General features: G+C 62.1%; 23 protein-coding genes. 15 read left to right on the plus strand and 8 right to left on the minus strand.

Annotated elements, in window-relative coordinates; all coding sequences use genetic code 11:
* Positions 1–60: 60 nt before the first annotated feature.
* The 7 genes from rfbF to GOX53_RS01175 are packed head-to-tail and all read left to right on the plus strand — an operon-like array spanning position 61 to position 7578.
* Entirely contained in the window at positions 61–870 is an 810-nt protein-coding gene (rfbF, locus tag GOX53_RS01145; protein WP_171173148.1) for a glucose-1-phosphate cytidylyltransferase, read from the plus strand.
* A gap of 7 nt (positions 871–877) precedes the next feature.
* Positions 878–2014, plus strand: a complete 1137-nt coding sequence (gene rfbG, locus GOX53_RS01150) for a CDP-glucose 4,6-dehydratase (protein WP_171173149.1) — start codon at positions 878–880, stop codon at positions 2012–2014.
* A gap of 30 nt (positions 2015–2044) precedes the next feature.
* On the plus strand, positions 2045–3250 hold the full coding sequence (locus tag GOX53_RS01155) for a DegT/DnrJ/EryC1/StrS aminotransferase family protein (RefSeq protein ID WP_171173150.1): 1206 nt from the start codon (positions 2045–2047) through the stop codon (positions 3248–3250).
* Positions 3247–4491 (plus strand): class I SAM-dependent methyltransferase, encoded by a 1245-nt coding sequence (locus GOX53_RS01160; protein ID WP_171173151.1) that lies wholly within the window; start codon positions 3247–3249, stop codon positions 4489–4491. Before GOX53_RS01155 ends, GOX53_RS01160 begins: the two co-directional genes overlap by 4 nt.
* A gap of 10 nt (positions 4492–4501) precedes the next feature.
* On the plus strand, positions 4502–5473 hold the full coding sequence (locus GOX53_RS01165) for an NAD(P)-dependent oxidoreductase (RefSeq protein ID WP_171173152.1): 972 nt from the start codon (positions 4502–4504) through the stop codon (positions 5471–5473).
* Positions 5470–6492 (plus strand): glycosyltransferase family 2 protein, encoded by a 1023-nt coding sequence (locus tag GOX53_RS01170; RefSeq protein ID WP_171173153.1) that lies wholly within the window; start codon positions 5470–5472, stop codon positions 6490–6492. The genes GOX53_RS01165 and GOX53_RS01170 overlap by 4 nt, the downstream gene beginning before the upstream one ends.
* A 12-nt stretch (positions 6493–6504) precedes the next feature.
* A complete protein-coding gene (locus tag GOX53_RS01175; RefSeq protein WP_371810238.1) occupies positions 6505–7578 on the plus strand; it encodes a glycosyltransferase family 4 protein in 1074 nt (357 codons plus the stop codon).
* Between the two features lie 10 nt (positions 7579–7588).
* Here GOX53_RS01175 and GOX53_RS01180 read toward each other — a convergent pair whose 3' ends face one another.
* The 6 genes from GOX53_RS01180 to GOX53_RS01205 form a co-directional block, all read right to left on the minus strand.
* Positions 7589–8251, minus strand: coding sequence for an HAD family hydrolase (locus GOX53_RS01180; protein WP_171173155.1), 663 nt, complete (start codon positions 8249–8251; stop codon positions 7589–7591).
* Positions 8251–9222: an ATP-grasp domain-containing protein gene (locus GOX53_RS01185; protein ID WP_371810230.1), complete on the minus strand. Its 972-nt coding sequence runs from the start codon at positions 9220–9222 to the stop codon at positions 8251–8253. The genes GOX53_RS01180 and GOX53_RS01185 overlap by 1 nt, the downstream gene beginning before the upstream one ends.
* A gap of 160 nt (positions 9223–9382) precedes the next feature.
* Entirely contained in the window at positions 9383–11590 is a 2208-nt protein-coding gene (locus GOX53_RS01190; protein WP_371810231.1) for a glycosyltransferase, read from the minus strand.
* The gene (locus tag GOX53_RS01195; RefSeq protein ID WP_171173156.1) at positions 11575–12039 is read right to left on the minus strand and encodes a pyruvate/2-oxoglutarate dehydrogenase complex; all 465 of its coding nucleotides are present in this window, start codon (positions 12037–12039) and stop codon (positions 11575–11577) included. The genes GOX53_RS01190 and GOX53_RS01195 overlap by 16 nt, the downstream gene beginning before the upstream one ends.
* A gap of 10 nt (positions 12040–12049) precedes the next feature.
* On the minus strand, positions 12050–14989 hold the full coding sequence (locus tag GOX53_RS01200; protein ID WP_371810232.1) for a caspase family protein: 2940 nt from the start codon (positions 14987–14989) through the stop codon (positions 12050–12052).
* On the minus strand, positions 14973–15302 hold the full coding sequence (locus GOX53_RS01205) for a hypothetical protein (RefSeq protein ID WP_171173158.1): 330 nt from the start codon (positions 15300–15302) through the stop codon (positions 14973–14975). The genes GOX53_RS01200 and GOX53_RS01205 overlap by 17 nt, the downstream gene beginning before the upstream one ends.
* A 119-nt stretch (positions 15303–15421) precedes the next feature.
* Here GOX53_RS01205 and GOX53_RS01210 point away from each other — a divergent pair, with 119 nt between their 5' ends.
* Genes GOX53_RS01210 through GOX53_RS01220 form a run of 3 tightly spaced genes read left to right on the plus strand, consistent with a single transcriptional unit; the run spans position 15422 to position 17885 of the window.
* Complete coding sequence (locus GOX53_RS01210; protein WP_171173159.1) at positions 15422–16501, plus strand: glycosyltransferase; 1080 nt, start codon at positions 15422–15424, stop codon at positions 16499–16501.
* Positions 16498–16962 carry a hypothetical protein gene (locus GOX53_RS01215; RefSeq protein ID WP_254446413.1) on the plus strand — a complete coding sequence of 155 codons (465 nt, stop codon included), beginning with the start codon at positions 16498–16500 and terminating at the stop codon, positions 16960–16962. Before GOX53_RS01210 ends, GOX53_RS01215 begins: the two co-directional genes overlap by 4 nt.
* Positions 16959–17885, plus strand: a complete 927-nt coding sequence (locus GOX53_RS01220) for a hypothetical protein (protein ID WP_171173160.1) — start codon at positions 16959–16961, stop codon at positions 17883–17885. Before GOX53_RS01215 ends, GOX53_RS01220 begins: the two co-directional genes overlap by 4 nt.
* A gap of 97 nt (positions 17886–17982) precedes the next feature.
* On the opposite strand, the gene GOX53_RS01225 is transcribed toward GOX53_RS01220, so the two are convergent.
* Positions 17983–18744, minus strand: a complete 762-nt coding sequence (locus GOX53_RS01225; protein WP_171173161.1) for an FkbM family methyltransferase — start codon at positions 18742–18744, stop codon at positions 17983–17985.
* Between the two features lie 105 nt (positions 18745–18849).
* Here GOX53_RS01225 and GOX53_RS01230 point away from each other — a divergent pair, with 105 nt between their 5' ends.
* The 4 genes from GOX53_RS01230 (at position 18850) to GOX53_RS01245 (ending at position 22065) form a co-directional block, all read left to right on the plus strand.
* Complete coding sequence (locus GOX53_RS01230) at positions 18850–19449, plus strand: superoxide dismutase (RefSeq protein ID WP_171173162.1); 600 nt, start codon at positions 18850–18852, stop codon at positions 19447–19449.
* A gap of 4 nt (positions 19450–19453) precedes the next feature.
* Positions 19454–20335 carry a metallophosphoesterase gene (locus GOX53_RS01235; RefSeq protein WP_254446414.1) on the plus strand — a complete coding sequence of 294 codons (882 nt, stop codon included), beginning with the start codon at positions 19454–19456 and terminating at the stop codon, positions 20333–20335.
* Positions 20336–20488: 153 nt separating this feature from the next.
* On the plus strand, positions 20489–21370 hold the full coding sequence (rarD, locus tag GOX53_RS01240; RefSeq protein ID WP_371810233.1) for an EamA family transporter RarD: 882 nt from the start codon (positions 20489–20491) through the stop codon (positions 21368–21370).
* 224 nt (positions 21371–21594) lie between these two features.
* Entirely contained in the window at positions 21595–22065 is a 471-nt protein-coding gene (locus tag GOX53_RS01245; protein WP_171173163.1) for a host attachment family protein, read from the plus strand.
* A 50-nt stretch (positions 22066–22115) separates the two neighbouring features.
* Here GOX53_RS01245 and GOX53_RS01250 read toward each other — a convergent pair whose 3' ends face one another.
* On the minus strand, positions 22116–22667 hold the full coding sequence (locus tag GOX53_RS01250; protein WP_171173164.1) for a TIGR00730 family Rossman fold protein: 552 nt from the start codon (positions 22665–22667) through the stop codon (positions 22116–22118).
* A 125-nt stretch (positions 22668–22792) separates the two neighbouring features.
* Between GOX53_RS01250 and GOX53_RS01255 the strand changes: the two genes are divergently transcribed.
* Entirely contained in the window at positions 22793–24322 is a 1530-nt protein-coding gene (locus tag GOX53_RS01255) for a LysM peptidoglycan-binding domain-containing protein (protein WP_171173165.1), read from the plus strand.
* The last annotated feature ends 63 nt before the right edge of the window (positions 24323–24385 follow it).

A 24385-nucleotide genomic window follows, 5' to 3' on the forward strand; every position in this document is an offset into this window, starting at 1 on the left:
GGTGGCCTGATTTCATGTGTGTTCTTTTTTGTTATTAGTAAGTTAGAGGAAGGAAAGACAATGAAAACGGTACTTTTGGCTGGTGGACTGGGTTCACGGCTGGCCGAAGAAACGGTCTCCATCCCCAAGCCGATGGTAGAAGTCGGCGGGCGCCCGATCATTGCCCGCGTGATGGACATCTACAGCCATTTCGGCCATCGCGATTTTGTCGTGGCCGCCGGATACAAGGCGCTGCTGCTCAAGCAGTTCTTTGCCAACTATCACCTGATTGCGAACAACATCTCGGTGTCGCTGGACACCGGTGAGCTCAAGCTGGTGCCAACCGCCCCGGGCGGCTGGAACGTATCCGTTGTGGATACCGGTGCGCATACCATGACCAGTGGTCGCATCCGGCGCCTGAAAGAGTGGCTCGATCCCGGCGAGACCTTCATGTGCACCTATTCCGACGGGCTGGGTAACATCGACATCAATGCGCTGATCGAGTTCCACAAATCGCATGGCAAGCTGGCCACCGTGACTGCGGTGCAGCCACCCGCGCGCTTTGGCAATATCGAACTCAAAGGCGACCGGGTCGATGCCTTTACCGAAAAGGTGCGCAAGCGCGAAACCTGGATCAACGGCGGGTTCTTCGTCTTTGAGCCGGGCGTCATGGACTATATGGTCGACGACATGGAGCCGCTGGAGCAGTCGCCGCTGACCCAGATGGCCCGCGATGGTGAGTTGATGGCGTTCAAGCACGCCGGATTCTGGCATCCGATGGACACTATCCGTGATCGTGCCACGCTGAACGGGCTGTGCGATGAAGAGACGCCGCCCTGGATGAACTTCGACGATGAAGCGCCGGCAAGCTATCCGGCTTTGGCGATCTGAGGTGAACATGGCTGGTCAGGTTGATCCCATCTTCGGCGGCATTTTTTCGGGCCGCCGTGTCCTTGTCACCGGGCATAGCGGGTTCAAGGGTGGTTGGCTGTCGGTCTGGCTGTATCGGCTGGGCGCGCAGTTGACCGGCGTGTCGCTGCCGCCCGAGAAGGGGCCGTCGTTTTATGACGCCTGTGGCTTGCCGGTGATCATGGACAGCCGCTTTGCCGATATCCGCGACCCTGCCGCCCTGCAAAAGGCGTTAGCGGATGTCGATGCCGAGGTGGTGTTTCACATGGCGGCTCAACCTTTGGTGCGGCGGTCCTACCGGGAGCCGGCCGAGACCTTTGCCACCAACGTGTCAGGCACGGCCCACGTGCTGGATGCGGCGCTGAAGATGAAGTCGCTCAAGGCCGTCGTGGTTGTCACCAGTGATAAGTGCTACGACAACAAAGAGTGGACCTGGGGCTATCGCGAAAACGATCCCATGGGGGGCAGGGATCCGTACAGCGCTTCGAAGGGCTGTACCGAGCTTGTTGCTCAGGCCTATCAGCACTCGTTCTTTGGCGATCCGCAGGGGCCACAGCTGACCACGGTTCGCGCGGGCAACGTGTTCGGTGGCGGCGACTGGGGCGAGGATCGGCTGGTGCCGGATATCGTGCGGTCGGCCGAGGCGGGCAAGCCTCTGCATATCCGCAGCCCGTTCAGCGTGCGTCCCTGGCAGCATGTGCTGGAGCCGATTTCCGGCTATCTGGGGCTGGCTGCCAAGCTGTTGGAAAAAGGCCAGCCATTTGCCGGGCCCTGGAATTTTGGGCCGGACGTGTCCGGCACGGTCAATGTGCGCAATCTGGCGATGATGATGCAGCATTCCTGGGGCGCTGGAGCGCCGGAATTCACGTTCCACCACACCGGCGACGGCCCGCCGGACGGGATGCACGAAGCCGGCATTCTGCGGCTGGATAGCACCAAGGCGCAGACCCGGCTGGGCTGGCGCCCGCAGCTGGACCTGCCCGAGGCGATCCAGCTGACGGTGGACTGGTATCGGTCACATGCCGCCGGAGAAGCCATGGCCGGGATCACCGATGCCCAGATCGGCCATTACAGCAACCTGATGTCATCGGACATGTTCGACCGGGCCACGGTCGCCGCGCAGTGAAGGCGCGGGTTTATTGAGGAGAAGAATTATATGCGAGTAAATTACGGTCAGACCGTTCACGGCCAGGAAGAGATCGACGCCGTGGTCGAGGTGCTCAAGACCTCGACACAGATGGGGCCGAAGGTCCGGGAGATGCAGGAAAAGGTCTCGGCGCTTTTTGCCAAGAACCATGGCGTCATGGTCAACTCCGGTTCGTCGGCCAATTATCTGGCGGTCGAGATTCTGGATCTGCCCAAGGGCAGCGAAGTCATTACTCCGGCACTCACGTTTGCCACCACCGTTGCGCCGCTGGTCCGGCAGGGGCTGATCCCGGTTTTTGTGGATGCTGCCCCCGGCACCTACAATATCGATGTGGACGCGATCGAGCGGATGATTACCCCCAACACATCCGCTGTGATGATCCCATCGCTGATCGGCAACCTGCCGGACTGGCGGCGCATTCGTGAACTGGCCGATGCCCATGGACTAAAGGTGATCGAGGACAGCGCCGACACGCTGGGCGCAACCATCGACGGGACCAGCACCGGGGTCTACTCTGACGTTTCGACCACCAGCTTCTATGGCAGTCACGTTATCAACGGGGCGGGCAATGGCGGCATGTTGTGTGTCAACGACGATGAGCTGGCCCGCAAGGCGCTCCTGCTGCGCTCGTGGGGCCGCAGCTCGTCGCTGTTCGTGGAATCCGAGGCCATCGAAAACCGCTTCAACGTCAAGCTGGATGACATTGAATACGATGCCAAATTCCTGTTTGAGGATCTGGGTTACAATGTCGAACCCTCCGAGATCAGCGCCGCCTTTGGGTTGGTACAACTGGGCAAGCTGGACAACAACATCCGCGTGCGCGAAGAGAGCTTTGACGCGCATCGCGCCTTCTTTGCCCGTTACGAGGACTGGTTCATTCTGCCCGAGCAGTTGCCCGGATCGCGGACCGGCTGGCTTGCCTTTCCGCTGACCTTGCGGCCCGGCGCGCCATTTACCCGGCGGCAGATGCAGATCTTCCTTGAAACTGCGGACATCCAGACCCGCCCCGTCTTTACCGGCAACATCCTGCGGCAACCGGCGATGAAAGACGTCGAATACCGTGCAGACCCGGCCGGCTATCCCGTTGCCGATGCCGTAATGCGTGGCGGTATCCTGCTGGCCTGTCATCACGGGCTGACACAGGCGCATATCGATTACATGCACGGCAAGTTTGACGAGTTCGCCACGCAACATCAAAAGGAGCTGGCATCATGAACCAGCAGTTCATCAGACCATCGGTACGGACAACTTGCCGGGCATGCAGCTCGGACAACCTGATGCTGGTATTGCCGATGGGTGATCATCCCCCGGCGAATATGTTTGTGCGCGCGGATGAGCGCGAGCAGCCGCAACCGGCATTCCCGCTGAACACGCAGGCCTGTCTGGATTGCGGCCTGATTCAGGTCGCCGATCAGGTGCCGCCGGATTTCTTCACCGATTACCTGTACGTCCCCTCGGGGGCGGCGACAATGCACACGCATTTCGCCGGTCTGGCACAGGTTTGCGTGGACCGGGCAGATGGAGGCCTGATCGTCGATATCGGCTGCAATGACGGGCTGATGCTGTCTCACGCGAACGGTCTCGGCGGAAGGACACTCGGCATTGATCCTGCCGCCAATCTGGCACGGATTGCAGCCGAGCGTGGGGTGAGGGTTCACACGGACTTTTTCAACCCCAAAACGGCGCGCGAGGTGCGTGACGCGGAAGGCCCGGCCAAGGTCATCACCACCACCAACACCTTCAACCATATCGACGACCTCCACGGTTTTGCCGAGGGCGTTCTGGCGCTGCTCGAAGATGACGGTGTCTTTATCATCGAAGTGCCGTGGGGCAAGGCGATCCTTGAAACCAATGAGTTCGACAACGTCTATCACGAACATCTGTCCGAGCTGAGCCTGCTGTCGATCGTGCGGCTGGGCGAGGCCGTTGGTCTGGACGTGGTCGATGTGACAAAGCTGCCGGTTCATGGTGGGTCCATGCGGGTCTTCATGCAGCCTGCGGCGCTGAAACAATCGCCTGCTCCCATCGTCGGCTCGATGCTGGAGGAAGAGAAGGCGGCTGGCATGACCCGCCGGGAAAGCTATGAGGCGTTCGCGGGCCGCGTGCAGGAACTGGGCGATACCCTGACCCGGATTCTGGCCCAGATCAAGGCAAGCGGTAAGACGGTTGCGGGTTATGGTGCGCCGGCCAAGGGCAATACGTTGCTCAACTATTTCGGCATCGGCCCGGACACGCTGGATTTCCTGGTGGACCGCAACCCGCTGAAACAGGGCCTGTATTCGCCGGGCATGATGATCCCGGTTCTGTCACCGGATGCAGTCGAAGAGCACAAGCCGGACTATCTGCTGGTTCTGGCCTGGAACTTCTTCGACGAGATCCGCGAGCAGATGGCGGATTTCGAGGCCCGGGGTGGCAAGTTCATCGTGCCACTGCCGATGCCGGTGGTCATTCCCTGAGGAAGCAACGATGGCACGCGTACTGATAACCGGAGCGACCGGATTTATCGGATCACATCTGGCCCGGGCCTGTCTGGCCCGGGGCGATGAGGTTTCGGTTATCGCGCGGCCTGCCTCATCGCTGGTCCGGCTGGCGGATGTCTCGGGCCGGATCGCCGTGCATCGCCTGGACCTGGCCGAGGCTGACCGGTTGCGCACCTGTCTGGCACAGGCGCGCCCCGAGATTATCTTTCATGCCGGCGCCAGAACCCGCTATCCGGCGCAGAAGGACCTGACGGACCTTTCGGACAGCGTGACGGAGAATCTTTCAGGGCTGATCGCGCTGCTTTCCGCTGCTGCGTTTGCTGACGTTCCGCCCCGGGTTTTTGTTCGCACGGGATCGATTGCCGAGTATGGCGACATCGAAACGCCCTATGTCGAAACCGCTCGAGAAGCGCCGCGCAATGCGTATGGTGCGTCCATTCTGGCGGGCACGCAGTATATGGCCATGGCGCGTCCACGGTTGCCGTTTCAGGCAGTGACCGCCCGGTTGGCGCTTACCTACGGTCCCGAGCAATCGAGTGATTTTCTCATTCCAAAATTGATTGAAGATTTTCTTGATGAAAAACCGGTGACGATCCATCGGCCCCATGACCGGCGTGACTTGATCCATGTCGATGATGTGATCCGCGCCTTGTTGCTGATTGCCGACGACCCTGTGTCGGCCGGTGCGGTGATCAATGTGGGTACGGGCGATGCCCCCAAAATGGCCGAGGTCGCCCGGATGCTGGTCGCGATGACCGGTGCCCGGCGCGAGTTGGCGAGCTTTGGAACCCCAGCCGATCCACCGGTCGTGTTGAATTGTGATCCGGGAAAGGTGAAGGCGACGCTTGGGTGGTCGCCGCAGATTCTGCTTCCCGAAGGTCTGGAAAGGACAGTGCAATGGGCAAGACAATCCCGGGCTCCCCACAGCCAGCCGGTAGCGATGGGGCAGGACGCATGACCACTGTTTCCATCCTCATCCCCGCGCTGAACGAAGAGGACAATGTTCGCAATGCGTATGAGCGGGTCATGGCCGTCTTCGATGGCCTGCCGGATTATGAGCCCGAGATCATCTTTACCGACAACCACTCGGACGACCGGACCTTTGAGATTCTATCCGAGATCGCAAAGGATGACAGCCGTGTACGTGTGATCCGCTTTTCCCGCAACATGGGGTATCAGTCCTCGGTGCTGACGGCTTATCGCTCGGCCACCGGCGCCTGCGCGATACAGATCGACTGCGATTTGCAGGACCCGCCCGAGTTGATCCCGCAAATGCTGGATACCTGGCGGCAGGGCTATCATGTGGTCTATGGCATCCGGCGCAGCCTGCCGGACGGCCCCATTGTCGCAGCCGCGCGGCGCGGATTCTACGCGCTGATCGACATGATCAGCAACGACGATTTGCCCCGTAATGCGGGCGAGTTCCGTCTGACCGACCGGCGCATTCTGGATGAACTGCGCCGGGTCGATGATCGCTCGCCTTATGTGCGGGGTTTGATCAGCGGCATGGGCTTCAACCAGATCGGGTTCGAATATGACCGCGACGCACGCACGGCAGGGGAATCCAAATTCCCGTTCAAGGCCATGCTGTCGCTGGCGGTGGACGGGCTGATCAACCACTCGTTGCTGCCCCTGCGACTGGCCTCGATGATCAGCCTGACCGTTGGGCTGGTGACCTTCCTTCTGATGATGGGATACATCATCGGCAAGGTGGTCTTTGGTCAGGACTGGCCCGCCGGTTTCGCCACCACCACCATCCTGCTGCTGCTCTCGATGACGCTGAACGCGATGTTCCTGGGCATACTTGGCGAATATATCGGGCGGATCTTTTTGCAGTCCAAGGATCTGAACAGGCCCATGATCGAACATGAACTGAACCGCCCTAAGGCCGAGCCTGAATTGCCGGACCGCGCCAGTTCCGCGCAGCAGGGAAATGCAACGGTCTCCAAACGTGTCATCAATCAGGCGGCGGAGTAGCCCGATTTGAAGGTGCTGCTTGTGCAGGGTGGGTTCGGCGCCGGTGGGGCCGAGAAGGTCGTCGCCATGATCGCCGCCCATCGGGCCGGGCGCGGGGATGATGTGCACATCGCGGGCATGACAATGCCCGAGGGGGGTTCCTATTTTTCCTATCCAGAAGCAGTGACTCTGCATCCAATGCAGAGCGGCGCGCTGCCCAGACGGCGCGTGCAATGGAACCGGCTCAAGCATATCCGTCAGGTGATCAAAAAAGTGCGCCCCGATGTGGTGGTATCCTTCCTGACAAAGATCAACACACTCACTCTGGCAGCGACCCTCGATAATCGCGTCCCTGTCGTCATCTCCGAACGGAACAACCCCCGGGCCCAGAACGCGCATCCGGTTTGGCGGCAGGCCCAGCATCTGCTGGCGCGCCGGGCGCGGGCGATCGTCATGCAGACGGACCGGGCGCGTGAGGATTTGCCCGCAGGTCTGCGCGGACGGGCCGAGGTCATCGCAAACCCCTGCGCCCCGTTCCCGGGTGTTGAGGAAGGTCTTGGCCGCAATGGCAGTCAGCTTGTGGCAGTTGGACGGCTCGACCGGCAAAAAGGGTTCGATATCCTCATCGACGCCATGACGGACATTCGGGACCGGGTGCCCGATGTGCATCTTACCATCTACGGCGTGGGATCAGAGCGCTCGGCCTTGGAAGATCAGCGCGACCGGCTTGGCTTGACGGATGTCGTCTCCATGCCCGGTCCCAGCAAGCAGCCCGGCGATTGGATGAAGGGTGCGGACATCCTCGTTTTTCCTTCGCGTTTCGAAGGCTTTCCAAATGTTGTCGCCGAAGCAACCGTAAGCGGCTTGCCGGTTGTATCCGCCGATTGCGCCTACGGTCCGCGCGAGTTGATCCGTCAGGAAGAGAACGGCCTCTTGGTGCCTTCCGAGGACGCAAAGGCGTTGTCGGCAGCGGTGGTGCGTCTGTCGCAGGACCCCGAGTTGCGGGCCAGAATGCGTGAATCCGCCGAGCGCAACCGCCTGTGGCTGGCGCCGAAATATGTTCTGGGGGAATGGGACCGGGTGATTGACGGCACTCAGTTCGGGTGACCGCGGCGGCCTAGTCCTGGAGTGTCTCCAGCACCTCATCCAACACATCCAGACTGGTGATCCTTGCATGCGGGGCGTGTGCCTCGTCCGGCGGTGTCGGGTCGTGCACTGCACCGGGCCGCAGAATCTGAATGGTCAGCCACCCTCGCGCGTTTGGGGTCACAAAATCCTTCGCCGGGTTATCGGCTATGTAAATCATCCTCGTGTGACCTGCAGCCGCAGCCTCCATTTCCAGATACGCGCGCGGATGGGGTTTGCCAAATCCGTCCGGCCAGGCGCCCGTCGGGCGGATATGGGCGATATGGTTTTCCAGCCCGAGCGCGGCGATCTTGTTGCGCTGCATTTGCTCGGGCCCATCGGTGATCAGGCCCATGGGGCGACTGGCGCGTCTGAGATAGTGGGCGGCGTCAGGGGCGAGAGTGATATCTGGTGTATGGTTTCGGTATTCCGAGACTAGGGTGGCGACGTGGTCAGGAGAGTCCGCAAGATCCAATTCGGCACAGGCGGCATTGAAGATTCGCCGGCGGTCTCCGGTTTCAAACAGCGCCCGGCAGGCAGCGCCAAATCCGGTCACGCCTGTGGTCTCGGCCACCCAGCCTTCAAGATGGCGGTAACCGCTGAAGGCGAAATCACGCTCCAGATACAATGTGTCGTCCAGATCAAAGACCAGCATCAGCCCTGATACACCGCACAGTCATAGCGCATCATCTTAACACCCTCGCGCCAGTTGTCATGGGCCGAGCAGGGGCGGCCGCTGACCTCTTCCAGCAGCCACTGGGCGAAATGCGCGCCGGCGTGATCGGCCAGCGGGTAGCCGCCCCCGAAACGGGCGTTGATCTCGATCACGCGCGGCCCCAGATCGGGGTCGTCGATCACTTGAAAACAGGCGACACCGCGCAGGTCGGGCAGGGCGTGGGCAATGCCTTCGGCCACTTCATGCAAGTCGGCCCGGCGACGGGTTTCGCCCTTTTCCACTTCGCCTGCGCGCACCTGCATCCGCAGGTGAGGGATGACCGTGCGCAGTTGACCCGAGGCATCCACGAACATGTTGACCGTGTATTCTGGGCCGCGCAGCATATCCTGAAAGATCATCGGCTCGGGAAATTCTGGCGGGATATCCTCAACGCGGTCAAACACCTCAAGACCCCGGCTGGCGCTGCCGCCGCTGGGTTTGGCAAAAACCGGCCATGAGATCTGGTCGGGATTGGCCAGCAGCCCGGCTTGATCGAAAGTACGGGGCACCGGAACCCCGGCGGCGGCAAGCACTTCGGACGTGCGTTGTTTGTCCCTCACAACTTCGATCACCGAAGTCGGAGAGACATGCAGCCGCGCGCCAAGCCGGGTGAAGTCGTCGTCGGCTTGAGCCAGCGGCAGCAGTTCGGGGTCGATGGTCGGCACCACCAGATTGATGCCATGCTTGCGCGTCACATCGAGGACGGCTTCGGCGTAGCCGGGATCGTCGCAGCGCGGGACGGGCAGCGCGGCATCAGCCAACGCGCATGCGGCGCTGTTATCCGGGTTCAGATCGCAGGCGATCACCTCAAGGCCCATGCTCAGGCGGTTCGCTGCAGCACGAAAGCTTTGCAAGAGGCCAACCCGTCGTCCGGCGGAACAAATCAAAAGTTTCAAACGATCACTTGTCATCAAGTCTTTCCGGCAAATCTCGTGTAATATTCAGGAGTTACCTTAGCACATGGCTTTGGCGACTGTGAACGACCTGCATGGCACAATTTTCGTTTGGAAAAGCGTGGGCGACACCTGAAGCGGGTCTGACGACGGACAGGTTCATGTTGCTGCTCCCGTTTCAAACCAAGTCCCGCAATCGGGCGATCGAAGACCCTGCGAGGCTCACGACCAGTTCGGCGATCGCGCTGGCCCCGTTGGTTGCCATGCAATCCTCAGCCAGCCTTGCGCTTGCGGCGGCCATGGCCGTCCGTGCGTCAGGATCAAGCAGCTCGGTCAGGGCCCGGTCAACATCAAAAGGCGCAGTGCTGCGCACGATGAGGCCGGCTTTGCAGTCGGCGGCGTAGCGGGCGCGCTCGATCTGTTGGTCCATTTGCTCATGTTCATTGGGGACCCAAAGGGTCGGCAAGGCTGCTTCCAGATGCTCGCAGAACGTGTTGTATCCTGGGGCTGCAACTGCCGCATCAAAAGCGGGCAGGTATTGCGCAAACGGGTACCCGGTCAGGCGGATTACCCCGTCGGGAAGGTTCAGACGGTCCTGCGCGATCTGCCATTCTGCCACTGCCAGGCCGACGCCCACCCGCCGAGCCAACCTGTTGATGACCCTGTCTGTAACACAGGCCATGTCGAAATTGTTACCTGACCCCGTGGCGATCAGGATGTTCGTTCCGTCAGGATCCAGCCCCAGCGCGGCGCAGGCATCGGTTCGGTTCGGCATCTCTGCCGTGTCGAGGATACGGACCGGGGGCACCACTCTGACGTCGGACAAGCAGACGACTGTTGGCCCTTCGTCGCGAGACCAGGCCGGATCGAGCGGTTCGACAACGAGATCGAATGCCGTCGCGCGATCAAGCGCCTCAACGTCCCGCCCTTGGCCCCACATGGCGCGACGTATCCAGACGGATGCCATGCCGGGTCGGGAGGAGAGCGCCGCCAGAAGTCCCTTGAAGGGCACATTGCCATCGAAAACCAGAACTTCGGGTTGGTAGAACGCAAATGCGGCGGCCAACGTTTGAGACAGGCCGACATTCCAATGCGCGCGTGCCTCGCCATAGGTCGCATGGTACGGCAGATGCTCGGCCACGAACCCGAACTGGCGTACAGTATCGACAGCGCGCGAGTGGCTGATGAAAACGGGTGTCAGCCGTTCGGGCAGCCGTCGCGCGACCGCGAGTTGCCGGGTGAGATGGCCCATACCAATGCCGTTTGACGAATAGAACAGCACGCGAGCGGCTGGTTCTGCATGCACAGCAGGCGCAAAACGCTCAACCTCGGGTGGGCCAAGCAGCGCCCTGACCCGCGCAACGAACAACTCGGGCGCAAAGACTTCACACAGCACGGTTGCCCCGCTCTGCCCGATTGATGCCATCAGATCCGGGTTCATTTTGAGGTCGATGATGGCCTTCGCCAGTTCCGCATCGGAACCATAGATCGCAGCGCCGCCAAACAGTTCCCGATAACTCTCGGGCAGGCATGGAATGACACCTGCCGATAGCGCCATCAGCGCCTCCACCGGCAGCGGGTCATCCTGTGCCAGATCCGGATTTGCCAGCAGATCCACCTTGGCAAAGAACTCGGCGAGCGTCAGCGCGGTCTCCGGCCAGACCTCAAGCGGAGCGGCCTGTGGCCAGCGCGGTGTGTCCGCCAAGGAGTCGCCGCGCTCGCGTAGCGCGAGGAAGGGGGTTTTCAGAAACCTGGCTGGCCAATCACTTGTTGGCCGCGCGCACGCGATACGTGCACGGCCAATCGTGGGACGGGCGCGTTCGGCGGCATCGGGGCAAACATGTGACAGGTCAGGGATTACAGGCGCCCAGTCCTCGTCCGTCGCCGGCCAGTCGGGCACGGCATAGGCCATGGCATCCCGGGCGATGATCGACGTCGGGCACCAGATCGCCGGCCCGCCCAGCGCTGCCTCGGCGCGCGCCCTTAACCGGTCGAGTGCGGGCCGATCTAACTCAACCAGCTGCGCCGGGCGTTCGATCGTCACGATGCGGTGTCTGGCCCTGATCTCTGGTGCACGCGCTAAAGTAGCGGCGAATATGCGGGCATCGAAGGCCAGTGCCAAACCACATTCGACCGTCGCACCGGGTGCGACCTGCCGGACGGCTCCGGTGTCGAGAAGCGACTGCGCGTCCGGATCGATCCGGTAAGGATCAGCGGCGATTGTATCTGCGATCACAGGCACAAACGCCAAGCTGTACCCGGCTTCTGCCAGCGTTGCTGCCGCCGCCGCATGGCACGGCGCAGCAACATCGCCGACCCGGATGTCGGCAATGATGGCGATGTCGACCCGGACCGGTCGTGATCCGGCTATCAGGTTGCCCGGCACGAAAGGCCTGATGGGAAGGTTCCGCGATAGCCCGGCTCAAATGCGATTGTGTCAACCGCCGTTGCACGCGTGCGGGCCGACGGGCGTGTGGTTCTGCTGATGACATAGAGGCCGTCGCGTTCGGTGGGGCTAAGCACGCCATCACTGCCGGGCGACAGGATCAGGTAGCTGTTCAGCTTGAATTCCTGCACGGATCCGCCAGAGGACACGACGCGTGGCCGCAGCACGCGCACTTGGCCGTTCTGGCTGCACTGGACTGAGGCGTTGACCGGACCGGAATAGCGCAGAACCGTGGTACTTCCCTCGCTCTTTCGTGCGACCACCCTGTAACCCAATGACTTCAGGCGTGAAATTTCGCCGGCGGCGGAAATCGTCGGTAAAGGTTCGATAGCGCAGGCCGCCAGAAGCAGCAATGAAATGGCCGCGGCAGAGAGGGGTCTTTTCATCATGTTGTGGCTCCTAATCGGTTGCTGCCAGTACGGTGAGCATCTCCATGGTAATCGACCCTTCGGGAAGCGTGACACCCCGTTCGGCAAAGGCTCCGGCAAGGGCACGCTGGGTTCCGGCACCCATCACACCGTCGGCGGGACCGGGATCTTTGCCCGCCTGCACCAACAGGAGTTGGGCTGCCGCAATGAACTCCGCTTCACTATAGTTCGCGATGGCATCGCCCACCAGCCGGGCAAGGTTTGCATCATCGGACAGACTGAGCGCCGTGGCGTAGTGGGTCAGCGCCTTGGGCCGGTCTTTAATGACGCCACGCCCGGATTCGGTCAACTTGGCCAGATCCCAGGCGGCCCAGGGCACCCCGCCTTCCATGGATTTGCGATACCATTCTGCGGCCGCAGAAAGATCGGGTTCGACACCGTCGCCTGAGGCAAAGGCACGACCGGCGTCACGCGCGGCCCAAGGGTTGCCATCTGCCGCTGCGGTGTAGAGCGCGCGCGCACGGGCGACGTCTTTTTGCACACCCCGCCCGGTTTCCAGAAGTCTGGCCAGTTCCCGCTCAGCGCCATAAACGCGCTGTTCCATCGCCCGTTCAAGCAACAGCGCCGCACGGGTCGGGTCATCAAAAAGCGGCGTCTGAGATGCATAAAGCCGGCCGAGCCGGAAATAGGCCTCGCCATCGCCCTCACGCGCAGCGCGGAGATACAGCCGTGCGGCAGCTTCGACATCGGGGCGGGACCCCTGGCCCTGCTCGTACATTATCCCCAGCCGCGTCACGCCGTTCGGAACCCCGCGAGAGGCCGCCGTTTCGAACCACAAACGGGCCTTGGCGAAATCCTGAGGGATGCCGTCGCCATCCTGATACATCCGTGCCAGCCGGGTCTGCGCCGTCAGTTCGCCGGATTTGGCGGCCTGAAGGTACCACTGTTCCGCGGCCTCCGGATCGCGTTCGACGCCCAGCCCTTTCTGATAGAACTCAGCCAGATTTGTCATGGCCCAGTCGTTGCGGCGTGCCGCACCCAGCTCATAGAATTCCCGGGCCCTGGCATAATCCTGCGGCACGCCGACGCCTGCGCGGTGGACCCACGCCAGCGCTGTCAGAGCTGCCGAGTCCCCGGCATCGGCGGCGGCCTCGAACAGCTCATAAGCGCGGGTGAAATCCTGCGCAACCGCTTGCCCATCGAGATGCATCTGGCCCAGGTAAACCATCGCGTTGACATACCCGGCTTCGACCGCCTTGACCTGCCAGTGGCGGGCTTCTTCGTAGCGTCCGGCCGCGCGATACGACCGCGCGAGCTGTGCCCAGAACCGCACCACGCCCGGCTGACGCTCAACCGCAAGCTCGCAGGCCACAATGGCTGCGTCGAAATTGCGATCCAGAATGAACTGCCGGGTGCCGGCGGTGACGCGTTCGATGTCATAGGGATTGCCGGCAAGCATGTCACAGGCATCGACATAGCTTTCGAGCTCGACATTGACCGGCTCGGTCGCCCCGCCTTGGGCCAGAACGAGACCCTCCAGCGCCTCAAGCCCGCCGTTCGACCCAATATGTGGCTCGAATTGCGGGGTTTCCCCGGCCCGGACATAGTGCACGTTGCCCTGAGCCAGGGCCTTGCCGTCATCGCTGCGCACTTCGCCCAGCCGGGGCGCGCGGGAGACATGGACCCAATTGCCTGACGCCTGTTCAGGAAGCTGGATTTCGATCGGTCCCACGCCAATCGGAACAGCGTGGCGATCAGCGTCGAGGCGGTCGATCACATCGGCCTTGTAGGCAGCCTGTCCGCCGGAGGTGGGTTCAACCCGGTCCGGCAGCGCCGGGTCTTGGGCCAGTACCGAGCCCGGATCGCCGCCCAGCGTAGTTATGCGCGCAATCGCTTCGTCGGCGAATGCGCCGTCAGGCCGGGTTCTGAGATAGGCCTCGAAAGCATCCAGTCGGTCCGTGTTGCGGATTGCCCGCCAGAACGTCCTGTCAACGACGCGCTGGGGCGGCAATTCGCCCAATGTGTCGCCCGCAGCCCCAAGGCCTGTTGTCGACAAACGCAAATCCGTGTTGTCCGGCTTGAAATAGAACGCGTTTTCCAGCGTGCTCGTGGTCCAGGTGATCTGAAGCCCGTCCGTCCGCTCCCGCACGCCTCCGCGTACCCGGCGGAATAGCTCGGCCAGTTCGACGCCCGGCTGGTCGATATTCTCGGCAATAGCATCAGTGTACGGGCTATGGCGGCCGCTGCCGTCAAAGGCGACCGCACCGGGTGCGGTGGCAAAGCTGATCATGGTCTCGGCGTCGCCTGCGGTCATTTCGGCCAACCCGCCCGAGGAGGCTTCGGACAACAATGTCAGCCCGCGCTGCACCTCTTCCCGGGATTGCCCGATCGTAAGCGCGCGCGTGACGATATCTTGGGCGTCGTTATCTTCGATTTCGATGAACGGGTTGTTGCGGCAGGCATCCAGAAGAACGATGTTCAGGCGTGCCCCGGACCCATCCATGATGTCCACGAACAGCTGCGCATCCACCGATTGGTTCCGAAGATCATCCACCGAATAGGGCGCCACGGATACCGGCAGCAGATAGTTGCGCCCGCTGAGTTGCACGCCATGCCCGGCGTAAAAGAACAGCGCCTCGCTGCCCTCGCGCAAACGGCTGCGGAACGTGGCCAGATCGGCGAGCATCGTCTCGCGGTCGACGTCTATGCTTTCAATAACCTCGAACCCGGATTCCCATAGTTTCTCCGCAATAAGTTGAGCGTCGTTTGCCGGGTTCGGAAGAGGTGTGATGTGGTGATAGGCCGAATTGCCGATCACCAGCGCAACGCGTGGCGCGCTTTGGGTATCAGCATTTTGGGCGGCCAATGGCCCGGCGGACAGCGCGATGAGGACGGCAACCGAAAACCCTGCCGACCATCGCCCGAAAGATCGTCCAGGCCACGTGACGCAGCTTTCAGTAAAGGTCTCCACCGCCGCCTCGGTCGCTGTCCGGTTGTGACTGGTTTGTCTGACTGGTCCGGCTGGACGATCCCGTCGCATTGAGAGTGACGCCTTTGGCGATATCCGACCGCGAGAAACCGGGGTTTCGCCGCGCCAACTGGAACTCCACGATGGCGAGAAAAGCGGCCTTTGCCTGCGGCCCGGTCGGATTTTGTCTGAGGTACCTTTCAGCCTGCGCTTCTGACGTAAAGACACTACTGTCGATGGCCTGCGCACGCGCAGTGCCCGATAGTCCCAGGGCCCCAACAATTAGTGCTAATTGACCGAAGAACGTCTTGCGCATCTCGCCTCCTGTCGTCCGTAGGCCATCATACGTGCCGACAACTCGTTCCGTCAACAAAGGCAACAGCGGCTGGCTCAAAACCTCTCGTCAAACATCCAAGGGCGTGACATTGTTCGAAAATGCTTCAGGCCGCTCCGCCAAATCCGATAAATGTGCGTTTCTTCCCGGATTATCGGGGAACAAATCCCTATCAGGAATTGCTCTATCGATCCCTAGGCCCTGCTGTCATTGCCCAACCGCTGGACAGTGCGGCCCAAATTGGTGCCGGTGGTCAGGATGCAGGCAGCATCCTGCATCTGCACTGGGAAACGGCGGCTTTCACGGACGGGAAGCAGTCGGCCGAGAGTTTTCTGGATGCGCTGTCCGGTTTTCGCGACAGGGGTGGCCGCATTGTCTGGACCATTCACAACCTGATGCCGCACGATCACCGCTACCGTGCCGTGTCTAAGCAGGTGCGCAGCGGTCTGTTGGCGCTGGCGGACATCGTGCATCTGCACTCGCTCCCTGCGCTGACCGCGGCGATGGAGCAGCACGCGTTGCCGATGGCCAAGGTACGCATCATTCCGCATGGCAATTTTGACGGGGTTTACCCGAGTTTTTCGCGTGAACAGGCGCGATCCGAGCTGCAGTTGGAAGATGCTCGAATGATTGTCCTGATGCCCGGTCAGATCCGGGCCTACAAAGCACCGGCGGCGCTGATCGAGGCCTTTCTGGATGTCGCTGGGCCTGATGATCGGCTGATTTTGGCAGGTCATCGCGCGCCGGATGTCGACGATCTGACAGTGCCGGATGACCCTCGCATGGTCGCAACCTTTGGGTTTTCGACGGATCGGGATCTCGCTTTGGTCCATGCAGCAGCCGATTTTGCTGTATTGCCCTATACGGCTTCTCTGACCTCTGGTTCCGCTATTCTTGCGCAGACACTGGGGCGCGGGACACTGGGCAGTGACACGCCGGGCCTGCGTGATGCGGTGCTGGTGCCCGCGACTGGCGTGTTGTACGACCCCGCACCCGATGGTGCGCTCGCCAGCGCCTTGCAAGCCGCTCTTAACGAGGGACCCGATCCCTGGGCTGCGCGCGGCAAGGCTGCGGCACAGGCTGCGCGCGCCCGGGATTGGACAGCCATCGGTGCCACCTGGCGGTCGCTCTTTACGGAGCTTGCCCGACGGCCCCGACCGGCGCGCGTTCTGACATCATGAAGTTCGGACGGAAGAACCCCTCAGCCGCGGACGCGCTGGTACCGGTCGAAACCGATCCGGACGACAGCCCGGCGGACGTTTTTGAGGCGGCATGGCCGTTTAACGCGGACAGCGCTCAGGTCGAAGGCGTTCTGCGCGAGGACAGGTTTTTGTCGGTCATGCTGGTGGACGTCACCGGTCTGGATTGGGAGGCGATCACACGGCATCTGGAGACCGTACGCGAGATCGCAAAGACCAAGGAGATGGTCCCGGTTTTCGTTGTCGATCTCGTGGAGTTCCGGGGCCTGATCGCAGAAAACATGGCCTACGATACCTTGCCCATTGTGCTGGCCAACGAGGAGCTTGAGCAGGATCTGGACTGGTCAGGTTACCTCGCCCGGCGCCGCCAGCTTTTGCGCGAGAAATGGCGCCCGGCAGCGATCATCAACCTTGGGCTGAGCGCTGATTGGGACGCGACATGATTGATCTCGGCGCTTGCGATGTCGTGTTTCTCAGTTTCGACGAACCGAACGCCGACACTCATTTCGAGCTGGTCCGCAGGGCCGTGCCGCGAGCCAAACAGGTGCACGGCGTCAAAGGCTTCGACGCGGCCCACAGGCGCGCGGGCGAAATTGCGAGTTCGCCATATGTCATCACCATCGACGCCGACAATGTGCTGCTGGATCCGGATTTTATGACAGCACGCCTGGATATCGCACCGCGTGACCGTGCGCGGGTGTTTTCGTTCAGCGGGCGCAACACGGTCAATGGCCTGCGTTATGGCAATGGTGGAGTAAAGATCTGGCCCCGCAGCACGTTGCTGACCCTGCAAACGCATGAGAATGCCGCCCGTTCTAACGCCGCAGTCGATTTTTGCTGGACTGTGCCATATTACCAGTTGAACCGGCCATTGTCCGACGTGGTGATAACCGGCTCGGACTATCAGACTTTCCGCGCCGGATTTCGAGAAGGCGTAAAGCTCAATCTAGCCGACGGACAGATCGCTTATGACGCGTTTCCGGACCTGCCAAAAGCAGAGGCGCTGCGCGCGCATATCGGCGAGCGCAACCTCGACCGCCTGAAAGTTTGGTGCACAATCGGCGCGGATGTCGGACGTGGCGACTGGGCGATCTTTGGCGCACGTCTTGGCTGTGTCATGGCGGCGTTGCAGGGATTCGATGTCGCCAAGGTCGCCGACTATGGCTGGATCGAATACTTCTGGACGGATCGCATCACTCCGGGCTACTCCGATGATCAGGCGCGTGCGGCCTATTCCAAGGAGTTGGCCGACCAGCTCAATGACGTATTGGACCTTGGGATCCGCGACCTGTCCCCCGAGGCATCAGCGTATTTCAAATCGAAGCACCGGGGCCACCGCGCTTATGGTGCGATGCGGGTCGTGTGATGGGCTTTGATGTGAAGGCCCTGAGCGGTACTTCTTCTGGTTTCGGTGACCGCACCGCCGGTCTTCCTTAGGCGGTTCGCCGTTTTGCCCGAACCTGTCAGGCCGTGAACAGAAACGTCGGAAAGCGTGAGAGCGCCCGCTCTTCGGTCAGACTGTGAAAACCGCTCTCAGCCGCATCGTCGACGCGGCACGTCCCGTAAAACGAGAGTTGCTCCGCAATCGCGCCCATGCGATCCCGCCGCTCGTCCGCTTCAAGAAAAGGCGCGTGGGTCGACAAATAGAGAGTCGGCCGATGTTCGCGTAGCCAGGGCAATAGCGTCGGCAGAACCGAGAACTCGGCGCCTTCGATGTCCATTTTGACCAATGACACCCCTGACAGATCGACAGATCCGGCGAACCGGTCCCAGTCAATCGTCAGTGCATCCGTACCGTGGGCGCCGTCATGCAGCAGCGAACTGGTCGAATCTCCGGGCTCGCCGCGTACTGAGGCCATGCGGGCCACACCGAATCCTTCGGACAGCGCTACGCCAAAGGCCGAGACATTCTGGATGCCGTTCAGGTCCAGATTCCACGCCAGATGGCGATAGGCGGTCGGGTCCGGCTCAAAACACCACACATGCCGCGCCTTGCGGGCGCCGTAGAGAACCGTCGGGCCGATCCACGCGCCGATGTCCAGATAGTCGCGGTCGGATGACAAGTACCGGTCCAGCACCGCAAAGGTCTCGGGCTCCCAGTTTCCTGTGGACGCCTTGCGCCAGAATTTTGAGTGATACGGGTCCAGCCGAAACGGCTCGCCGTTCAGCTGACCCGCGTAGTAGCCGCGGGCGCGATAGAACATCTTGCGCGCTTGGGTCAGCATTTGCCTGCCTCCGGACCTTGTTTTCCCGTCCCGGCCCTTGACCTGCGCGCGCGCCCAAAGCATGTAACCTTGGGAACGCAACATTTATTTCAACAGGGGGCCGAGATGGCTTTTGAACTTCCTGATCTTCCTTATGCACATGACGCGCTGGCATCCAAGGGCATGTCGGCTGAAACGCTGGAATATCATCACGATCTGCACCACAAGGCCTATGTCGATAACGGCAACAAGCTGATCGCGGGCACCGAGTGGGACGGCAAGAGCCTAGAAGAGATCATCACCGGCACCTATGACGCCGGTGCAGTTGCGCAAAATGGCATCTTCAACAACATCTCGCAGCTCTGGAACCACAACCAGTTCTGGGAAATGATGAGCCCGGGCGGCAACGCGATGCCGGGTGAGCTGGAAAGCGCGCTCAACGAAAACTTCGGCTCGGTCGACGAGTTCAAGTCGCAGTTCAGCGCCGCCGGTGCCGGTCAGTTCGGCTCGGGCTGGGCGTGGCTGGTCAAGAACGCCGATGGTTCGCTGGCCGTGACCAAGACCGAAAACGGCGTGAACCCGCTGTGCTTTGGTCAGACCGCGCTGCTGGGTTGTGACGTGTGGGAGCACTCCTACTACATTGATTTCCGCAACAAGCGTCCGGCGTATCTGTCGAACTTCCTGGACAACCTGGTGAACTGGGAAAACGTCGCCTCGCGGATGTGATCCATTGACCCGAAGAGGGTTCATAAAGGGCCTGCTGGCGACGATGCTGGCAGGCCTTTTTGCGTCCCTGTATGGCTTCTTCATCGAACCCGCCCTGCGGCTTCGGGTGCGCAAATGGGCGGTCCGTGCGGACAACTGGCCGAAAGATCGACTGATGCGGATCGCCATCCTCACCGATCTGCATATGGGCGAGCCGCACATGTCCCGCGACCGGTTGCGCCGCATCGTTGCGCGCACCAATGCGCTGGGGGCCGATGTGATCGTGGTGCTGGGCGATCTGACGGTCGCGCATCCCTATATCACCCGTGCCATCCCGGTGGCTGATACCGCCGCGATACTGGCGGCGCTGCGCGCACCGCTTGGGGTGTACGGGATACTCGGCAACCACGACTGGTGGCAGGATCTGGCGGCCCAGCAGCGCGGGGCAGGGCCGGTTGAGACGGCGGTGGTATTGGAGCAAAACGGCATTCCGGTGCTGGAAAACCGGGCGCTGGAACTGCCCAACGGGGTGTGGCTGGCCGGGCTCGCCGATCAACTGGCGATCCGCCATGGGCCAGAAAACTATACCGGCGCCGACGATCTGCCCGGCACGCTAGCCCAGATCCCCGAGCACGCCCCGGCTATCCTGCTGGCTCATGAGCCGGATATTTTCCCGCAAGTTCCCAAACGCGTCGCGCTGACCCTTTCGGGCCATACCCATGGCGGGCAGGTGCGGCTTTTCGGCTATTCCCCGGTGGTGCCGTCGCGCTATGGCAACCGCTATGCCTATGGGCCGGTGGCCGAAGAGGGGCGGCATCTGGTCGTCTCGGGCGGCATAGGCTGTTCGAAACTGCCCTTGCGGCTGGGCGTGGTGCCCGAGATCACGGTGGTCGAGCTCAGCGCGTGACCGGGCTGTGTTGACGGAGCGTGGCCGCTTCCCGGCGGGTAGCGCCTGTGACGCGGTCTGGGTGCTTCCGGCGGGGATATTTTTGAACAGAAGAAGTTTAGGGGCTTGCATCTCCCGGTTCTCACCCGCAGGACACGCGGTGGAGGGGGAGAGGTGTCGAACACCGTCAAGGGCATTCTGGCCATGGTCGCGGCCTGTGTGATCTGGGGCCTGTCGCCGCTGTTTTACAAGCTGCTCACCCATGTGCCCCCGCCCGAAGTGCTGGCCCATCGCACGGTATGGTCCGTGGTGTTCTTTACCGGGGTGCTGATGCTGCGGGGGCGGCTGGGTGCGCTGCGTGCCGCCTTTGCCGGGCGGCGGCAGGTGGGGCTGATCGCGGTGGCGGCGGTGATGATCTCGATTAACTGGTTCAGCTTCATCCTGTCGATCCAGATCGGACGCGCCACCGAGGCTTCGCTGGGGTATTATATCTTTCCTCTGATCGCGGTGGTGACCGGTTGGTTCTGGTTTTCAGAACGGCTAGGACCGGCGCAGTGGCTTGCGGTCGCTCTGGCAACGCTCGCGGTTTGCGTCCTGACCTACGGGCTGGGCGCCACACCCTGGATCGCACTGATCGTGTCGACCACCTTCACGCTTTACGGGGCCTTAAAAAAGGGCCTGCCGCTGGGCCCCGTGGTCTCGGTGGCGGCCGAGATTCTGATCCTGATGCCGCTGTGGCTGGTGGTGCTGGCCTGGTATCACGGCACCGGGCAGGGGGCGTTTGGGGCTCAGACCCAAACCAGCCTGTTGCTGATCCTGTCCGGCCCCATGACGGCGATGCCGCTGATTCTGTTCAGCTTCGCTGCACGGCGGGTCGCGCTGTCGACCGTGGGGCTGTTGCAATACATCAACCCAACCCTGCAATTCTTCTGCGCCGTGGTGATCTTTGGTGAGCCCTTCACGCCGTGGCACGCGGCAGCATTCTCGATGATCTGGGTCGCGCTGGCGGTGTTTTCGGTTGCCGCCCTGCGTCAGGACCGGGCGGCGCGAGCCTGACCCGGATCACCGGACCGGCGGCAAAACGCCGATCCACTATGAAATCGACGCGCCGAGGATTGTTCCGCGCCATCCGGTCCCTATCTATAAATTGTTAGGCAGAACAACGCTTTACATCCTGAACAAGATAAGAAATGCGCCGGGCCGCACCGTCCGGCGCACGCGGATAAGTGTTGGCCTGAGCCGGGGGACATACAAGCAATATCCCGTAAATGGAGGAAAGCATGGGCGCAAGCAAACAGGGACCACTCACGCAGGGCACCTGGGTCGTGATCGCGGATGGCGAGAAGGCATTGGTCATGGAAAACATCACCGATGCGGCGGACCCCAACCTTGTCGTGGTCTCGGTCGAGGAACAGGACACGGACAACGGTGCGTCGCGACCGGCGGACCGTGCCGGGCGGCGTTTCGACAGCGGACCGGGACAGAAATCCGCGATGGAGGAGACGGACTGGCAGGGACATGCGCAGAGTATGTTCGTACAGGATGTGGCCGATCTTTTGTACCGCAAGGGATACAAAGGCGCTTACGAACGGCTGGTGCTGGTGGCCAGCCCGCATGTGCTGGGCCTGCTCAGACGGCGCCTGCACAAGGAGGTGCTGAACAAGGTGGTCGCCGAGGTTAACAAGACCCTGACCAACCATCCCCTGAACAAGGTCGAGCGGGTTCTGACCCGGCAGTTGAGCGCCGCCTGAACCTGCCTGGGGTGGCCCGCAAAGGCGGGCGCCCCAATGCCGCGATGGTTTTAGGTTAGTCTCGCGCGCAGCCGCTCCATCGCGTCGTCCGGGCCGCTCACCCAGGTCAGATAATCGCCCAGCGAGCTGTCGGCGAACCCCTGTTCGATAAGTTGATCCACCAGTGCGCGCAGAGTGTCCCAATAGCCGGTCACATTCATCATCAGGATCGGCTTGTCATGCAGGCCCAGCTGACGCCACGTCAGCGCCTCGAACAGCTCGTCCAGCGAGCCCGGTCCACCCGGCAGCACAACCACCGCATCGGCATTCATGATCATCACCTTCTTGCGCTCGTGCATCGTCTCTGTGACCACGAAACGGGTCAGGTCTGTCTTGCCCACCTCACGGCGCAGCAGATGCACCGGGATCACCCCAAACGTGTCGCCGCCCGCGGTTTGTGCCGCCCGCGCGACCTCGCCCATCAGCCCCACATCGCCCGCGCCATAGACCAGCCGCCAGCCCTCTTGCGCTAGCATCCGGCCAAAGCCGCGCGCGGCCTCGGTATAGGCGGGATTGGCGCCATTGCGTGACCCGCAATACACACAGACGGATTTCTGAGACATATGAGGGCCTTTCCGGGCTTGTGTCGGGGGTTTTGACCCCTGATAGCGGGATTGATAGATTGGCTCAACTGCGTGGTTGGCGGCAGGCTCAGGGGCTGCCGGATCACGGACCTGAAAGGAAAAGAATGGCTGCCAAATCGGGAAGCGGTGGATTCGGCGCGTTTGGATGGGGAATGGTTGCAGGCGGGATAGCCCTTCTCGGTTTCGGGGGGCTGTACTACTCGGGCGTCTTCGGTCCAGCTCCGGAGCCTGCGCCAGAACCCACCGAGGAGATTTCTGCGCCCGAGGCACAGCCTGACTCGCAGGCGGATGAGGTGACCGAAGCGCCAGCGGCGCAGCCGGACGCCGCAGCCGAGCCAGAAGCGGAGCCCGAGCCGCAAGCCACGACGCAGGACAACCCAGCCCCGGCAGATGAGCCTGAGGAACAGGTTGCCGCTGCCCAGCCGCAGGATGAACAGGCCACGCCTGCCGAGGATCAAACCGCCGTCACGGACGAACCGGTCGCACCCGCAGACGACACTGCGGTGCTGACCGCCCCTGCGCTGGACCAGATCTTCGTCGAAACCGACGGCACCGCGCTGCTTTCGGGGCAGGGCACGCCGGGAAGTCAGGTAACGGTTCTGCTCGATGGGGCCGAACTGCACAGCTTTACCGTCGATGATAGCGGCCAGTTTGCCGAGTTCGTAACCTTGCCGTTCAGCGAAGCTGGCCGGGGGCTGGTGCTGCAAACCCAGGCCAACGGCCAGACCGCCCGCTCGGACGATTATCTGATCGCTGCCTTGCCTGAGCCCGAGGGGCAGGGCGAGCAGGTGGCGGATGCCGGAACGACGACCGAGGCATCGGACCCCGCCGCGCCTGCCTCTGACGCGCCTGCCGAGGTTGATGGTGCTGAGCCATCCGAACCTGAGACTGAAACGGAAACGCAGCAACTGGCCCAGTCCGAAACCGCGCCGGAAACGACCGAAACTGAAGCCACCCAGCAGCCGCAAACCGCCGAAGCGCCCGCCGTTGATCAGACCGCCCCGGCTCAACCCTCCGACACGACCGTCGCCGAGGCACAGCCAGCGGCCCCGGAAAGCGGAAATGGCCAAATCGCCATCCTGCGGTCGGGCGAAGAGGGGGTCGAACTGATCCAGCCGCCCGCGCAGGATGACACGCCACGCGACCGGATCGCGCTCGACACCATCGGTTACTCTAACTCTGGCGACGTGCGGCTGACCGGTCGGGCGCAGCCCGGCTCGGTGGTGCGGCTCTACCTGAACAACCGGGCAGTGACCGACCTGACCGCCGATGATCAGGGCAAATGGCGCGGTGAGATCGAAGGGATCGAGCCCGGCGTCTACACCCTGCGTCTGGACGAACTGGACGGGCAGGGCACCGTGCTGAGCCGCCTGGAAACCCCGTTCAAACGCGAAGCGGTCGCGGCGCTTGCCGCACCGAAGCCCGCTCCACAGCCCGGTGCCAAGCCTGATGTGCCCGCCGAACCGCCCACGATCAGGGCTGTGACCGTGCAAAAGGGCGACACACTCTGGGCTATCTCACGTGAGCGCTACGGCGACGGCATCCTGTATGTGAAAGTGTTCGAGGCCAACCGGGATTCGATCCGTGATCCCGACCTGATCTATCCCGGCCAGATATTTGCCATACCCGACTGACGCGAGACCTCTGGCCCTGCCGGGGCCACGGGTTATCTCTGACCGCAGGCAAGATACGTGATG

The organism is Ruegeria sp. HKCCD8929 (assembly GCF_013031405.1).
Classification (GTDB): Bacteria; Pseudomonadota; Alphaproteobacteria; order Rhodobacterales; family Rhodobacteraceae; genus Ruegeria.